General features: G+C 43.1%; 14 protein-coding genes. 10 read left to right on the top strand and 4 right to left on the bottom strand.

What is annotated here, in order from left to right; genetic code table 11:
* Nucleotides 1-2 precede the first annotated feature (2 nt).
* Genes J0656_RS06105 through J0656_RS06125 form a run of 5 tightly spaced genes read left to right on the top strand, consistent with a single transcriptional unit; the run spans nucleotide 3 to nucleotide 5,078 of the window.
* The gene (locus J0656_RS06105; RefSeq protein WP_207032316.1) at nucleotides 3-485 is read left to right on the top strand and encodes a GNAT family N-acetyltransferase; all 483 of its coding nucleotides are present in this window, start codon (nucleotides 3-5) and stop codon (nucleotides 483-485) included.
* Entirely contained in the window at nucleotides 482-1,762 is a 1,281-nt protein-coding gene (locus tag J0656_RS06110) for an MFS transporter (protein ID WP_207032318.1), read from the top strand. Before J0656_RS06105 ends, J0656_RS06110 begins: the two co-directional genes overlap by 4 nt.
* Nucleotides 1,755-3,341: a glycoside hydrolase family 3 protein gene (locus J0656_RS06115; RefSeq protein ID WP_207032320.1), complete on the top strand. Its 1,587-nt coding sequence runs from the start codon at nucleotides 1,755-1,757 to the stop codon at nucleotides 3,339-3,341. Before J0656_RS06110 ends, J0656_RS06115 begins: the two co-directional genes overlap by 8 nt.
* A complete protein-coding gene (locus J0656_RS06120; RefSeq protein ID WP_207032322.1) occupies nucleotides 3,331-3,996 on the top strand; it encodes a class I SAM-dependent methyltransferase in 666 nt (221 codons plus the stop codon). Before J0656_RS06115 ends, J0656_RS06120 begins: the two co-directional genes overlap by 11 nt.
* The gene (locus J0656_RS06125; RefSeq protein WP_207032324.1) at nucleotides 3,993-5,078 is read left to right on the top strand and encodes an anhydro-N-acetylmuramic acid kinase; all 1,086 of its coding nucleotides are present in this window, start codon (nucleotides 3,993-3,995) and stop codon (nucleotides 5,076-5,078) included. Before J0656_RS06120 ends, J0656_RS06125 begins: the two co-directional genes overlap by 4 nt.
* Nucleotide 5,079: 1 nt before the next feature.
* Here the strand turns inward: J0656_RS06125 and J0656_RS06130 are convergent, their stop codons facing one another.
* Nucleotides 5,080-6,294 (bottom strand): multidrug effflux MFS transporter, encoded by a 1,215-nt coding sequence (locus J0656_RS06130; RefSeq protein ID WP_207032325.1) that lies wholly within the window; start codon nucleotides 6,292-6,294, stop codon nucleotides 5,080-5,082.
* Between the two features lie 186 nt (nucleotides 6,295-6,480).
* On the opposite strand from J0656_RS06130, the gene J0656_RS06135 reads away from it, so the two are divergent.
* A complete protein-coding gene (locus tag J0656_RS06135; protein WP_207032326.1) occupies nucleotides 6,481-7,542 on the top strand; it encodes a Gfo/Idh/MocA family protein in 1,062 nt (353 codons plus the stop codon).
* Nucleotides 7,543-7,586: 44 nt separating this feature from the next.
* On the opposite strand, the gene J0656_RS06140 is transcribed toward J0656_RS06135, so the two are convergent.
* Genes J0656_RS06140 through J0656_RS06150 form a run of 3 tightly spaced genes read right to left on the bottom strand, consistent with a single transcriptional unit; the run spans nucleotide 7,587 to nucleotide 11,083 of the window.
* Nucleotides 7,587-9,128: an acyl-CoA carboxylase subunit beta gene (locus J0656_RS06140; protein WP_207032327.1), complete on the bottom strand. Its 1,542-nt coding sequence runs from the start codon at nucleotides 9,126-9,128 to the stop codon at nucleotides 7,587-7,589.
* A 5-nt stretch (nucleotides 9,129-9,133) separates the two neighbouring features.
* Entirely contained in the window at nucleotides 9,134-10,576 is a 1,443-nt protein-coding gene (gene accC, locus J0656_RS06145; RefSeq protein ID WP_207032328.1) for an acetyl-CoA carboxylase biotin carboxylase subunit, read from the bottom strand.
* A 6-nt stretch (nucleotides 10,577-10,582) separates the two neighbouring features.
* Nucleotides 10,583-11,083 carry an acyl-CoA carboxylase biotin carboxyl carrier protein subunit gene (locus J0656_RS06150; protein WP_207032329.1) on the bottom strand — a complete coding sequence of 167 codons (501 nt, stop codon included), beginning with the start codon at nucleotides 11,081-11,083 and terminating at the stop codon, nucleotides 10,583-10,585.
* A 179-nt stretch (nucleotides 11,084-11,262) separates the two neighbouring features.
* Between J0656_RS06150 and udk the strand changes: the two genes are divergently transcribed.
* The 4 genes from udk to scpA are packed head-to-tail and all read left to right on the top strand — an operon-like array spanning nucleotide 11,263 to nucleotide 15,648.
* On the top strand, nucleotides 11,263-11,871 hold the full coding sequence (gene udk / locus J0656_RS06155) for a uridine kinase (RefSeq protein WP_176620462.1): 609 nt from the start codon (nucleotides 11,263-11,265) through the stop codon (nucleotides 11,869-11,871).
* Between the two features lies 1 nt (nucleotide 11,872).
* A complete protein-coding gene (locus J0656_RS06160) occupies nucleotides 11,873-12,205 on the top strand; it encodes an FtsB family cell division protein (RefSeq protein ID WP_176620463.1) in 333 nt (110 codons plus the stop codon).
* Nucleotides 12,198-13,583, top strand: a complete 1,386-nt coding sequence (locus tag J0656_RS06165) for a methylmalonyl-CoA mutase subunit beta (protein ID WP_207032330.1) — start codon at nucleotides 12,198-12,200, stop codon at nucleotides 13,581-13,583. Before J0656_RS06160 ends, J0656_RS06165 begins: the two co-directional genes overlap by 8 nt.
* On the top strand, nucleotides 13,576-15,648 hold the full coding sequence (gene scpA / locus J0656_RS06170) for a methylmalonyl-CoA mutase (protein WP_207032331.1): 2,073 nt from the start codon (nucleotides 13,576-13,578) through the stop codon (nucleotides 15,646-15,648). The genes J0656_RS06165 and scpA overlap by 8 nt, the downstream gene beginning before the upstream one ends.
* Nucleotides 15,649-15,685: the final 37 nt, after the last annotated feature.

Below are 15,685 nucleotides of genomic sequence, written 5' to 3' on the forward strand. Positions count from 1 at the left end.
TTATGCAGGATATGCTCGTGCGACTTTTGGACCTACCGGATATTTCAGAAGAGGAAAAAAATCTTTTCGAGATGGAAGGCATTGTCTTTAAAAGACCCATTACACCAGAAAGGAGTATTGTGGTGGACTGGGTCGGCAAGCATTTCAGCAAAAATTGGGCAGATGAGGCTGAAGCTGCATTTTCATCACTCCCCGTAAACTGCTATATAGCCCAGCGAGAACAGGAGATTCTTGGTTTTGCCTGTTTTGAAAGTACCGCAAAAAACTTTTTCGGCCCCACGGGGGTTCTCAACAAGGAAAGAGGAAAAAATATAGGTAAAGTCCTTTTGGTAAAATCATTGATGGCACTAAAAGAAATGGGATATGCCTATGCCATTATCGGCGGAGTTGGACCCGTTTCCTACTACGAACAAATAGTAGATGCAAAAATCATCGATAAATCTGAAAAAAGCATTTATCAAAACCTTTTAAAACAACCCAAATGAGTGTAGCTCCAAAAGATAAGAACGCATGGCTGTGGATTCCCTTTTTATACTTTACGCAAGGTATCCCGTACATTCTTGTTGTAACGGTTTCCGTGATTATGTACAAACGGTTGGGAATTGGCAATGCCGAAATTGGGCTGTACACTAGTTGGCTGTATTTACCTTGGGTGATAAAACCACTATGGAGCCCGATCGTAGATTTAAATGGAACCAAAAGGAAATGGTTTTTAGGAATGCAATTACTCATTTCAATGGCATTCTTGGGCATTGGACTTTTTCTACCATCGAATTCTTTCTTTATCATCACATTGGCATTCTTTTGGATGGCGGCCTTCGCCTCTGCCACCAATGATATTGCATCGGACGGCTACTATATGATTGGCCTCACGCAGAAAAAGCAATCCTTTTTTATAGGACTGCGCAGTACCTTTTACCGATTAGCCATGGTAACCGGACAGGGACTTTTGGTAATATTTGCGGGTTTTTTGGAGAATCAATACGGAGACAATACCAAAGCCTGGTCCGTTACCATGATAAGTGCAGCGGTATTAATGATAGTTCTTACCATTTCCAATTTTTTTACGGCACCAAAATTTGAAGAAACCACAACCGAACCTACAGAAAAACCAGCAGGATTCTTTGAAGTATTCGCTACATTTTTTAAAAAACATCAAATCGGAGTGGCCCTTTTATTTGTTTTGACGTATAGATTGGGTGAGTCACAATTAGTGAAAATGGCATCACCTTTTTTACTGGATGATTTGGGAGTAGGCGGACTGGCCTACTCTACGGAGGCTGTTGGTACCATTTACGGCACGGTCGGTGTCATCATGTTATCGCTTGGCGGTATCCTTGGTGGCATCTTGATTTCGCGTGATGGTCTTAAAAAATGGATGCTTCCTATGTTATTGTCACTTAATTTGCCCAACGCACTTTATGCGATTTTGGCCATAACACAGACCACAAGTCTATATGCGGTAGTAGGCACCGTTGTGATAGAACAATTTGGATACGGATTCGGTTTTGCCGCATTTATGATGTATTTGATCTATGTAGCCGAAGGAGCTTCCAAAACTTCACATTATGCCATTGCCACCGGTTTTATGGCTCTGGGAATGATGTTGCCCGGTATGCTCAGCGGTTATATTCAGGAATGGCTAGGGTACGATGGCTTTTTTATCTGGGTGGTCATTGCCGCCCTTCCCGCATTTTTTGTCTTACGTTATTTAAAATATCCCGAGGATTACGGTAAAAAAACGGCAGAAACCAATGACTAAAACGCAAGCAAAATATACACTTCCGACCACACCATTGACCTTATCTCAAAAAGTAGGTCAATTGTTTATGCCAGCGGTTTTCATCAACGACACCGAAGAAGAGGTTCAGAAAATGGAAAAGCTCATAAAGGAGCACCATGTGGGTTCCGTATGCTTTTTTCATAGCAAGGCCAGTGCTGCGACCAATTTTGAAGGCAAGAAGAAGATTGTGCACAACGAAAAGAGCTACGACCGTTTATTGGAACTTATCCACCGTTATCAAAAAGCGGCAACCGTACCTTTATTGATTGCAATAGATGCCGAATGGGGTCTGGCAATGCGTATTGAAAACACCCCGCAATATCCCTATGCCATCACCTTGGGTGCTTTGATCAATAATTATGATCTTATTCAAAAAGTTGGCGAAGCCATAGGAAATGATTGTAAGGCAGCTGGGGTACAATGGAACTTGGCTCCCGTAGTGGACATAAACAACAACCCGGAAAATCCTGTAATAGGCTACCGTTCCTTTGGGGATGATAAAAACAGCGTTCATACAAAAGCAGCAGCTCTTATTCAAGGGATGGCCTCGAGCGGAACACTGAATTCCATTAAACATTTTCCTGGCCATGGCGATACGGCAACCGACTCCCATTTGGGATTACCGGTTATTGATAAATCCATGGAAGAACTCATGGAGAATGAACTATACCCTTTCAAAAAGTTGATTGAATCCGGTATTGATTCGGTAATGGTAGGCCATTTGCTATTGCCACAGTTAGATGTAGAACACCCCTCCACGACATCATCAAAAATAATTTCTGATTTATTGAGAAAGCAATTGGGTTTTGATGGTGTGGTTATTTCTGATGCACTTAATATGCACGCTGTGTCCAAAAAATATCCTGAAAAAGGAAGGCTGGAAAATGCTGCATTCATGGCAGGAATGGATGTGCTTTGCTTTAGCGAGCATGTGGTTGAAGGTATTGATGAAATCATGAAGAATGCCTCCGAAGAGCGAATCAACGAAAGTTTTGAGAGGGTTTGGCACCTAAAAAAGAAATCTTTTGACCAAGACACTGAAGCAAAAAACCCAAGCTCACCGTACGAATTAAATCGAGAGATTGCTGAACGTGTAATCACAGAATTATATGGAAATCCTTCTGAGGTCAATAAAATAAAATCATCCAGTTTCCTAAATATTTCAGTGAGTGCTGGCAAGACCAATTCCTTTGCACAAAATATCCGATCGCACTTTGGGTCAGAGGTTATAGATTTAGAGAACCTATCCAGCGACAATAAGGAACAAATTGTATTGAGCATCTTCCCCCCTGCCGTAAAACCAAAGAACCAATTCGGCTTTGATAACGAAACCTTGGCAAGGTTGCAGGAAGTTATCGAAAAACACGACCCCCTGATTTACTTGTTCGGGAGTCCGTATGTTTTGGACATTTTACAGCTCAAACCCAATTCCAATGTGGTATTGGTCTATCAAGAATTCCCTACTTTTCAAGACATTGCTTTCAAACATTTTTTGGGAGAAAATCAAGGAAAAGGAAAGCTACCTATTCAACTGAAAACTTTCGGCAATGAGCGATGAGATAAAATCATCTTGGAACAAAAATGCTGAGGAATGGGTGAAAATCATCCAAAACAATAGAATTCCTTCAAGAAAATTTACCAATCCTGCCATTTTAGAGGAAATCAAAGAATTGAAAGGAAACACGATAGTGGACATCGGTTGCGGTGAAGGCTGGTTGACCCGCGAAATGGAAAAATTTGGTTGGAAAGCCACGGGGTTGGATGCCACCGAAGATTTAATCAAAGAAGCGCTCAAAAGAAGCAATCAAACCTTTGAAGTGTTCACTTTTGAAGATATCATCAAAGGGGAAAAGATGCCCAACCCACCTTTTGATGCTGCCATCTTCAATTTCTGTCTGTATTTGAAAAACGGCTTGACCGAATTGTTGTCAAACACATTGATGCAACTCACCCCAAAGGGAAGCTTAATCATTCAGACACTTCACCCCTTTTTTCTTTTACAAAACAGTTTACCTTATAAAAGTCAGTGGCTGTCTGATTCCTGGAAAGGGCTGCCGGGCAATTTTACGGACGGACACTCGTGGTACGCCCGGACCATGGAAGATTGGATCCAAGAACTCAATCAAATTGAACATATTGAATTCAATATCAAGGAAGTCTTGAACGATGATGATAAACCGATTTCCCTGATCATAAAAATCAACAAAATATGAGGACTTATAAAGTTATGGGACTGATGTCGGGAACCTCTTTGGACGGATTGGACATTGCCTATTGCCATATTTGGGAGGAAGATGGAAAATGGAACTTTTCCATAAAAAAAACGGCAGAAATCGATTATTCCGATGAGATGCGGGAATATCTCAAAAATGCGATTCATCTGTCCGAAAAAGACCATAGTCAATTGAATAAGGATTACGGCATTTGGTTGGGGCAACAGTCCAAAGCATTTATAGGCGAATTGGGAGAAGAAGTTGATTTTATAGCCAGTCACGGCCATACCTCCCACCATAGACCCGATGAGGGCATTACATTTCAATTGGGAGATGGGCAACTTTTGGCAAACACTTCAGGAAAACAGGTGGTCTGTGATTTTAGATCTAAGGATGTGTCCCTAAAGGGACAAGGTGCTCCGTTGGTGCCTATTGGGGATAAATTACTGTTTCATGAATATGATTTTTGCCTAAACCTAGGCGGTATAAGCAATATTTCTTTTGATAAAAATGGTGAACGGATTGCCTACGATATCGGTTTAGCGAACATGCCCCTTAATTACATCACCCATAAAATGGGATTGGCCTATGATGAAAATGGAAAGATTGCAAGATCTGGGAAATTGGACCGCGGACTGCTCCAAAAGCTGAACAGTCTACCGTATTACACCCTGCCCTATCCAAAATCCACTGGATACGAATGGTTCTCTTCTGAAATCATGCCTTTGATAGAGGATTCCAAGCTTTCAAATGAAGACTTATTGCACACGTTCATTCATCATAATTGTGAACAGATTGCATTTGCAGCACTGAAGCACAAGAACAATGGAAAATCCAAAAGTAAACTTCTAACGACCGGTGGTGGGGCGCTAAACCAATTCTTTATGGATACGCTTCAAAATAAACTCGGGAGCAGTATTGAGGTCATGGTACCCACCAAAACGCTTATTGCATACAAAGAAGCGTTGGTTTTTGCCTTAATGGGCGTACTTCGGTTGGAAGGGGAAACCAATGTGCTCAAATCAGTTACCGGCGCGACTTCAGATTCTTGTAGTGGCGAAGTGTTTTTTCCGAGCAACTAATTTAGGATGCGGCTATACGTTTCCGTTTGGGCAAATGTGTCAATAGAAACAGTGCCAGAGCAACCATACCGCAGATAGCCAAACCTGCAAAAAGGGGCCATACACTATCCTTTACAAAATCACCGATAAACGTAGCAATCGGAATAGAAAGTACGGTTGATACAAACCCATTTATGGCAGCTCCAATTCCAGCAATATGACCAATGGGCTCCATGGCAATGGAACGGAAATTACCCCACATAAAACCAAGGCAGAAAAATTGTACTGACAAAAATCCGACCAACACATATATGCTTGGGTTTGGCGAATTCAAAAACAAAAAAGAATAGGTCAAGGCCACCATACAGAATACGATTGTGGCCATCAACGACAACCTTCTCATTCCAAAGCGCATCACCAAAGTACCATTCATGAAGGTTGATAATCCAATAGATACGGCCAAACCTGCAAAGATGTATGGAAACACTTCCTTAAGCGCATATTGATCTTCAAAAATGTGTTGTGCTGAGCTCAAATACACTAAAAAAGCACCGGTCACCAATCCGGAAATCAACGTAAAGGCTACCGTCTCTCTATACTTTACAAATTCCTTTACACCATCAATAAATACGTGTCTGGTAAACGGAATCTTATATTCAGGATGCAACGTTTCCTGCTGACGTTTCCAGAACCAGAAAGCAACGACCAACACAAAGAACATTTGCACATAAAAAATGCCCTGCCATCCAGTTGCGTCCAAAATCAATTTTCCGATTGCAGGAGCCACCACGGGCACCAAAATAAAAAACGCGGTTACAAAAGACATGATCTTGGCCATGTAATCACCTTCATAAGTATCTCGAATAATGGAAATTGAAATGGTTCTTGGCGCGGACAGTCCAATTCCCTGTAAAATCCTTCCCACCACCATAACCTCCAATGAAGGCGCCATCAAACATATAACACTGGCCACCAAAAAGATGGAAAAACCCATGTAAACTACTGGTTTTCTCCCAAAACTATCGGAAATGGGTCCAAAGAAAAGCTGCCCAACGCCCAATCCCAAGAAGATCATGGTAACCAATAACTGATGGTCTGTAGAATCGGTACTGTTGATTGCCGCCCCTATGTTGGAAATTGCGGGCAGTATTGCATCAATCGCCAAGGCTACGATCGACATCAATGCGGCCATCATGGCCACAAATTCAAAGTTGGGTTTTTGATTTAACTTTTCCATCAGGCAAAATTAGTCATACCCAATGGATCGGTAAAGCATTTAAGAAAGGTTTAATGATAAAGAAACATATCCAACGTTGTAGTTGAAAATTGTTGCAGGACATAGGAGCATTTGTCTTTATCTAAACTTGATTGGAGCAGGTAAATCGCTTAGAGAACCTTATATTTAAATCAAATTTTTATCGTCATGGCAAGTTTAAAAGTGTTGGTAGTCGGATGCGGGAATATGGGTACGTCGCATGCTCGTGCATACCACAAATTAGATGGGTTTGAAATCGTTGGATTGGTCAGTAGAGGGTCAAAAAGCAGGGAACGACTTTCAAACGAATTGGGCGGTACCCCTATGTTTTCAGATTATGCTGAAGCCCTTGCAATCTCGAAACCAGATGTAGTCTCCATCAACACCTATCCCGATACTCATTTTAACTATGCCAGAATGGCTTTGGAAGCAGGAGCCCATGTTTTTGTAGAAAAACCCTTGGCCTTGACGGTAGAGGAAGCCCAAACATTGGTTGATCTAGCTCAAAAGCTGCAGCGTAAAATGGTGGTGGGCTATATCCTGAGAGTTCACCCCACATGGGCCAAATTCACGGAAATGGCCCAAGAACTGGGCAAACCTCTGGTGATGCGCATGAACCTTAACCAGCAAAGCTCTGGAGACCATTGGCACACCCACAAACAATTGATGAATTCCATGTCGCCTATTGTGGATTGTGGTGTACATTATGTGGATGTGATGTGTTCGATGACTCGCTCCAAACCCATCAGTGTTTCGGCTATCGGGGCAAATTTATCGGACGAAATCGCTTCCGACATGTACAACTACGGTCAATTACAGGTCCGCTTTGAAGATGGCTCTGTAGGTTGGTATGAGGCCGGTTGGGGCCCCATGATGAGCGAAACCGCTTTTTTTATCAAAGATGTAATCGGTCCAAAAGGATGTGTATCCATAAGCGATCAAGACAAAGGTGCCTCGGACGATGTTGATGGGCATTCCAAAACAGGTAGCTTAAAGTTGCACCACAGCAAACTTGATGCAAAAGGGCACTTCGCCAAAAAAGATGATATCATTGACACAGCCGATGAGCCTGACCACGATGGACTTTGTTTGTTGGAACAAGAATATCTGTTGGATGCCATTCATAACGACCGTGACCTCACTGATCACTTAAACGACGCTGTCAACAGCTTAAAAATTGTACTCGCCGCGGATGAATCAGTTAAAACGGGAAAAACTGTAATGTTGTAGGCAGAGTGACAATTCATTGACCGTTTACCCTTTAACCATCAACCTTACAACGGAATATTCCCATGCTTCTTCCAAGGGGTCTGAACTTCTTTGTTCTCTAGCATGGCAAACGTCTTCAATAATTTACGTCTTGTATCCTTTGGCATGATCACCTCATCAATAAAACCACGTTTGGCGGCACGGTAAGGGTTGGCGAACTTATCGGCATACTCAGTTTCCTTCTCCTTTAATTTGGCTTCGGGGTCATCGGCTGCAGCAATTTCACGTCTAAAAATGATTTCACTGGCACCCTTGGCTCCCATTACAGCAATCTCGGCGCTGGGCCAAGCAAAGTTGAAATCCGCGCCAATATGCTTGGAGTTCATCACATCGTAGGCGCCACCGTAGGCCTTACGTGTTATCACGGTTACCCTTGGTACCGTAGCTTCACTCAAGGCATAGAGTAATTTTGCCCCGTGCATGATAATGCCGCTCCACTCTTGGTCCGTTCCGGGCAAAAACCCTGGTACATCGACCAAAACAAGCAACGGGATATTGAAAGAGTCACAGAAACGGGTGAATCGGGCCGCTTTGGTGGAACTATTTACATCCAAAACTCCTGCCAGAAACATAGGCTGGTTCGCAATAATACCGATACTTCTTCCACCCAAGCGAGCAAAACCAGTAATGATGTTCTCTGCATAATCCTTATGGATCTCATAAAACGAATCACTGTCTATAATACCCGAAATCACATCGTGCATATCGTATGGTTTATTGGCATTGTCCGGCACTATTCCCGATAGTTCTTCCCTAATCTCATCCTTAAGCTCGTATGGAATTTTGGGTGTGACTTCTTTATTGTTCTGAGGAAGGTAGTCCAATAACTTTCGGATATCGTTCAAACAGGTTGCATCGTTGGCGGATGTTTTGTGCGCGACCCCAGACTTAACGGCATGTGTACTTGCACCTCCCAGTTCCTCGGCGGTCACATTTTCGTTGGTCACTGTTTTTACCACATTGGGACCCGTTACGAACATATAGCTGGTCTCTTCGACCATTACTATAAAATCGGTCATAGCCGGCGAATAAACAGCACCCCCCGCACAAGGGCCCATGATGGCAGAAATCTGTGGTATCACTCCCGAAGCTTGCACGTTACGATAAAAAATATCGGCGTAACCACCGAGTGAACGTACGCCCTCTTGTATACGTGCTCCACCGGAATCATTAAGTCCAATTATTGGGGCACCGACCTTCATCGCCAAATCCATCACTTTACAAATCTTCTCCGCATGAGTTTCTGAAAGGGCACCTCCGAACACTGTAAAATCCTGTGCATACACATACACCAACCTTCCGTTCACCGTTCCATAACCCGTTACCACACCATCGCCATAGTACATTTCTTTTTCCATACCAAAATCGGTGGTACGGTGGGTCACCAAAATGCCCATTTCCTCAAAAGAACCATCATCCAAAAAGTACAGTACCCTTTCACGGGCGGTCAGCTTTTTTTTCTGATGTTGCTTTTCGATTCGTTTGACACCTCCGCCCAAATGGGCTTCGGCAATTTTTTCCTGTAGTGCTTTTATCTTGGGATCCATAGGATTCAATTTGATGGTAATCTTACTATTTTTTTGTCCTCCAGATATTGATAGAGAGCTATCATGGCCGCAACTTCGGCTTCAGCTGCTGTTTGCTCCTTGATTTTTTCCGGAGAATAATGCGTTTTTACAAAATGCGTATCAAAATTTCCTGACCGGAAAGCTTCGTGGGCAAATACAAAACTTCCGAATGGCAGGGTGGTCTGCACTCCTTTTATTTTGTAATTCTGAATGGCTTCCAGCATGAGTTCTATGGCCTCTTCACGCGTTTTTCCATAAGTAATCAATTTGGACAACATGGGGTCATAATAGATTGGGATATCCATTCCTTCCCGAAATCCGTTGTCCACCCGAACTCCTTCACCCGATGGCAATTGATAGGTCTCCAGGTTGCCCACGCTTGGCAAAAAGTCGTTCAATGGGTCTTCAGCATATACTCGAAGTTCCACAGCATGCCCAGTAATGGTCAAGTCTTCCTGTTTCATGGGAAGTGCTTCTCCCCGTGCTACTTTTATCTGTAGCTCTACCAAGTCAACCCCAGTAATCAATTCGGTCACCGGGTGCTCCACCTGTAAACGAGTATTCATTTCCAAAAAGTAGAAACTATGGTCGGCATCCATCAAAAACTCAACGGTCCCTGCTCCAACATAATAACAGGATTTGGCCACTTTACAGGCCGCCTCGCCCATTTTTTTTCGCAATTCAGGAGTTAAAATGGATGATGGTGCTTCTTCCACCACCTTTTGGTGGCGGCGCTGGACACTACACTCTCGTTCAAAAAAGTGCAGCACATTGCCATGGGTATCTGCCATCACCTGCACCTCAATATGTCGTGGCGACTTTACGTATTTTTCCACAAAAACAGAACCATCGCCAAAGGCTGATGTAGCCTCGCTTATGGCCCGTTTCATACCGGATTCCAAATCTTCTTCTTTCTCAACTATGCGCATTCCCTTTCCCCCACCACCGGCAGAAGCCTTGATCAAAATAGGATAGCCTACCTCTCTTGCAATCTCTTTGGCCTTGTCCACATCGGTTATGGCCTCATCAATACCGGGAACCATTGGGATGTCGTATTCCTTCACAGTTTCCTTGGCGGCTAACTTGCTGCCCATAATCTTAATGGCCTTGGATTTTGGGCCTATAAAGGTAATCCCGCTATTTTCAACAGCTTCGGCAAAATCAGCATTCTCGCTCAAGAATCCATAGCCTGGATGAATGCCGTCAACCTGCAATGATTTAGCTACTTTAATGATTTTGTCACCTCTCAGATATGATTTATTGGACGGCGCCTCTCCGATGCAAACGGCTTCATCCGCCAGCAAGACATGTGGAGCGTTCCTATCCGCCTCCGAGAATACGGCAACGGTCTTGATGCCCATTTTTTTGACGGTCTTCATCACCCTGACCGCGATTTCGCCCCTATTGGCGATCAATATTTTTTTCATGATCCTTTATTGAAATTCAATCAACAATTGCTTTTTGTCCACAGCCTCACCTTTTGATACACTAACTGTTTTGATCACTCCGCTTCTGGGAGAGGTGATGATGTTTTCCATTTTCATGGCTTCCAAAATCAATAATTGGTCTTCTTCGTTTACCTCTTGGCCTTCTTCCACCAAAATATCCAGAATTAAACCGGGCATAGGGGCCGAAATGGAATCAATGTTTTTTCCTGCATTTACTGCAAATCCCATTTTTTTGATGAGCTCATCCAATGGTGTTTGTATTGAGGTCTCGAATTCGGTACCGTTAATGCTGACATTATATATGCCTCTGTTAAAATCAGAAGCCATAATTTTTAGGTGATAAGAAACCCCATTCTTTAATAAATGGAAGGTATTTTCACCTGTTTTGATCAAATCCAACGAAGAAATAGTGTCCTTGGAAAGTTTAAAGTCAAAGTCTTCTCCAACCTTGACGGAATAAGAGTCATCCATATTAGAATTTTCCATGGGTTAGGTTGATAAATATACGGGTAATACATTAAAAATCATACAAAGTTATGAGCCACCCGAAGGATTAATCATGACAATGATCATTAATTTCTGTATTATTAATCATTAATTATGTTGTATCTCAGATAGACAAGAGATGTTATCATTTGTGTATTTTTGATGCCAAAATTCAAACTATGCTGATCTTAGGGATTGCTGGCGGTACAGGGTGCGGAAAAACTACGGTGGTGAACCAAATAGTGGAACAATTGCCGACGGATGAAGTAGGGGTCATATCTCAAGACTCCTACTACAACGACCTTTCACATTTAAGCAGGGAGGAAAGGACCCATATTAATTTTGACCATCCCAATTCGATAGATTTTGACCTGTTGATCGAACATATTAAACTATTACGGGAGGGCAAAACAGTGGATACGCCCATTTACTCCTTTGTGGAGGAAACACGTATGAAGGAGACCGTTCCTACTCCGCCCCGAAAAGTAATGATCGTTGAAGGAATTTTGGTATTGAGCAATCCTAAATTAAGAGAACTGTTCGATATTAAGATATTTGTACACGCCGATTCGGACGAACGCTTGATACGAAGGCTGCAACGCGACACCCAAGAACGGGGACATGACCTAAAAAAAGTGCTTACCCGATATCAAACGGCCGTAAAACCAATGCACCTTCAATTTATAGAACCGTCGAAAGAGTTTGCGGACATCATCATCCCAAACAATCATTACAATACAGTTGCGGTAGATATCGTAAGGACCATTATTAACAACAAACTTGCGTAACATGGGCCTAAAGGAATTGAGAAAAAAGAAATGGTTCAAGATTATGACCAACACCTACATTCTGGTGCTGACCATTTTTGTGATATGGATGGCTTTTTTCGACACCAATTCCCTTATGATTCATTTGGAGCTCGAGAACGAAATCGATAAGTTGGAAAAAGAAAAGGATTTCTTGAAAAGCGAAATTGCCAAGGATAAGGAAATCTTGAAAAAGATGTCCGATGAAAAAGAACTTGAGAAGCTTGCCCGCGAGAAATACTACATGAAAAAGGACAACGAAGAAATATTCCTTATTGAATATGAAGATAGTCTAAAAAACAAGCAAGATGAGTGACACTGGCCTATTTAGTGAATTCCCAGAAGTATCCACCAAACAATGGAAACAAAAAATCCAAGTGGATCTTAAAGGTGCGGACTATAACAACACCTTGGTCTGGGAATCTTTGGAGGGCATCAATGTTAAACCATTTTACAATCAAGATGATTTAAAAAGCATCCCAACTTTTTCCTTGCCCAAAAACCATGATTGGTCCGTGGCCCAAGTCATTTATGTGGGTGACGAAAAAAAATCGAACACCAAAGCCCTCACAATACTTGAAAAAGGCGTCGAAAGTTTAATTTTTACCATTCCCAATGAAACCACGGATTTTGAAGTCCTGCTTTCGGACTTGGACATGGAGAAAATTGAACTCTATTTTTATTTTGAATTTTTGAGCTTGGAGCCCATCAAAAAATTGGTAGGTCTTCTTAGCGACAAAAAGGCAAAAGCCCATTTGAATATTGATATTATCGGACACTTGACCAAAGAGGGCAATTGGTATCACAATCTAGAAAAAGACCACAAATTACTTACCGATTTAGTCTCGCTCGGAACATCGGATATCTCAATTGTTGGGGTCGATGCTTCGCTCTACCAAAATGCCGGTGCCAATATGGTACAGCAATTGGCATACAGTTTAGCTCACGCCAACGAGTATCTAAACCATATTGTCACTTCGAGCGCAGTCGAGAAGTCTTTTCCTGTTACCTTTAAGGTGGCCGTGGGAAGCAATTATTTCTTTGAAATTGCAAAAATACGAGCATTGCGGTGGCTTTGGAAAAGTCTGGCATCAGCATATGGAATACAAAGCGAGTGCAACATCTTGGCCATTCCGTCCAAACGCAACAAAACGCTTTACGATTACAATGTGAACATGCTCCGCACCACATCAGAATGCATGTCGGCAGTATTGGGTGGAGCGGATACCGCATCCAATCTTGCCTACGATGCGATTTACCACAAGGACAATGAGTTTGGGGAGCGAATCGCACGCAATCAACTATTACTTTTAAAAGAGGAAGGATATTTCTCCGAAGCATCTGAAATGGCGGAAGGAGCGTATTATATTGAATCACTCACCAATCAGCTGGCTGAGAAAGCATTATCGCTATTCAAACAAATAGAAAAAACTGGCGGGTTCTTGGATGTTTTGAAAAAAGGTACCATCCAACAGAAAATCAAGGAGAGCGCCGAAAAGGAACAGCATCTTTTTGATGAAGGCAAGATAGTTTCACTCGGTACCAACAAGTATCAAAATCCACAAGACCGGATGAAGGAGAACTTAGAACTTTATCCGTTTGTAAAGACCAAGGCGCGAAAAACCATCATTGAACCCATCATAGAAAAAAGACTGGCCGAAGCATCCGAACAAAAAAGATTGAACGATGAGTAGAAAGGACCTTCAACATCTGGAATTGTCTGTCGGGTCGAGCACAGTCGAGACCCTCAATTACGAGCACGAGAATTTTGCCGCCGGCATTTCCCCTTTCCTTCGTGGCCCCTACTCCACCATGTATGTTCGCAGGCCTTGGACCATTCGCCAATATGCAGGTTTTTCAACTGCTGAAGAAAGTAATGCATTTTATAGAAGAAATTTAGAAGCTGGCCAAAAAGGACTCTCCGTGGCCTTTGACCTACCCACCCACCGTGGTTACGATTCGGACAATGACCGTGTGGTTGGAGACGTTGGAAAAGCAGGGGTTGCTATAGATTCCATTGAGGACATGAAGATTTTGTTCAACGGCATTCCTTTGGACAAAATGTCCGTTTCCATGACCATGAACGGGGCCGTGATTCCCATTATGGCCTTTTACATTGTGGCAGGTCTGGAGCAAGGTGTTTCCATGGAGCAACTTTCGGGGACCATCCAGAACGATATTTTGAAAGAGTTCATGGTTCGGAACACCTACATCTACCCACCCACTCCGTCCATGCAGCTCGTGGCCGATATTTTTGAGTTCACCAGTAAAAACATGCCGAAATTCAACAGCATCAGTATTTCCGGTTACCACATGCACGAAGCTGGAGCCCCTGCATCCATGGAACTGGCTTATACCTTGGCCGATGGCATTGAGTATATCCGAACAGGAATTAAGGCAGGGCTTAAAATTGATGAATTTGCTCCACGGCTATCCTTTTTCTGGGGTATTGGCATGAATCATTTTGCCGAGATTGCCAAAATGCGAGCAGGCCGAATGCTATGGGCAAAACTGGTAGAGCAATTCAACCCTTCGAACCCAAAATCCTCCATGCTCCGTACCCACAGTCAGACCAGTGGATGGAGCTTAACAGAACAAGACCCTTTCAACAACGTGGCCAGAACAACTATCGAAGCCATGGCGGCGGTTTTTGGGGGCACACAAAGCCTTCACACCAATGCTTTGGACGAGGCCATTGCATTGCCAACGGATTTCTCTGCGCGTATTGCGAGAAACACACAAATCTATCTGCAACAGGAAACCCATATCACCAAAACGGTAGATCCATGGGCAGGTAGCCACAAAGTGGAACAACTGACCCAAGAAATTGCAGAAAATGCCTGGGAGCTGATTCAAGAAGTGGAAAAGTTGGGCGGAATGACGAAGGCCATCGAAAAAGGCATCCCAAAAATGCGGATTGAAGAAGCCGCAGCAAAAAAACAAGCGCGCATCGATAGCGCACAGGATATTATTGTCGGGGTGAACAAATACCGACTGGAGAACGAGGACGACCTTCAAATTTTGGAAGTCGACAATGCAAAGGTTCGAAAACAACAAATGACCCGTTTGGACCAAATCCGAAACGGTAGGGATTCCCAAAAAGTGGAAAAAGCACTCGAAGCTATCCGCATCGCGGCCAAAAAGGCCATGGAAAATAATTCCGACCGCGGAAATTTATTAGCTTTAGCAGTAGAAGCAGCAAAAGAGCGAGCTACCTTAGGTGAAATTAGCGATGCCATGGAAAGTGCGTTCGGACGCTACAGAGCAAAAATTCAATCCTTTACCGGAGTGTATTCCAAAGAAATCAAAAACGACGAAAGCTTTGAAAATGCCCGCAAATTGGCAGATGCCTTTGCGGAGCAAGAAGGACGCAGACCACGTATTATGGTGGCCAAAATGGGTCAGGATGGGCACGACCGCGGTGCCAAAGTGGTCGCCACAGGATATGCAGACCTTGGTTTTGATGTGGATATTGGACCCTTGTTCCAGACCCCTGCCGAAGTAGCCAAGCAAGCGGTTGAAAACGATGTGCATGTGTTGGGGATATCTTCGTTAGCGGGAGGCCACAAAACCTTGGTTCCAGAGGTAGTCCAAGAACTCAAAAAATACGGTCGCGAAGACATTATGGTCATCGTAGGAGGCGTGATACCAAAACAAGATTACAAGCATTTGTTGGACAATGGGGCCGTGGCCGTGTTCGGTCCGGGCACTAAAATAGCAAATGCCGCAACTCAAATCCTGAACATTCTTTTAGATTGATTCCTATAACGGTCTAATAAATATCAGTTTAACTTTA

Origin of the sequence: Flagellimonas aurea, from assembly GCF_017313785.1 — a bacterium.
GTDB lineage: Bacteria > Bacteroidota > Bacteroidia > Flavobacteriales > Flavobacteriaceae > Flagellimonas > Flagellimonas aurea.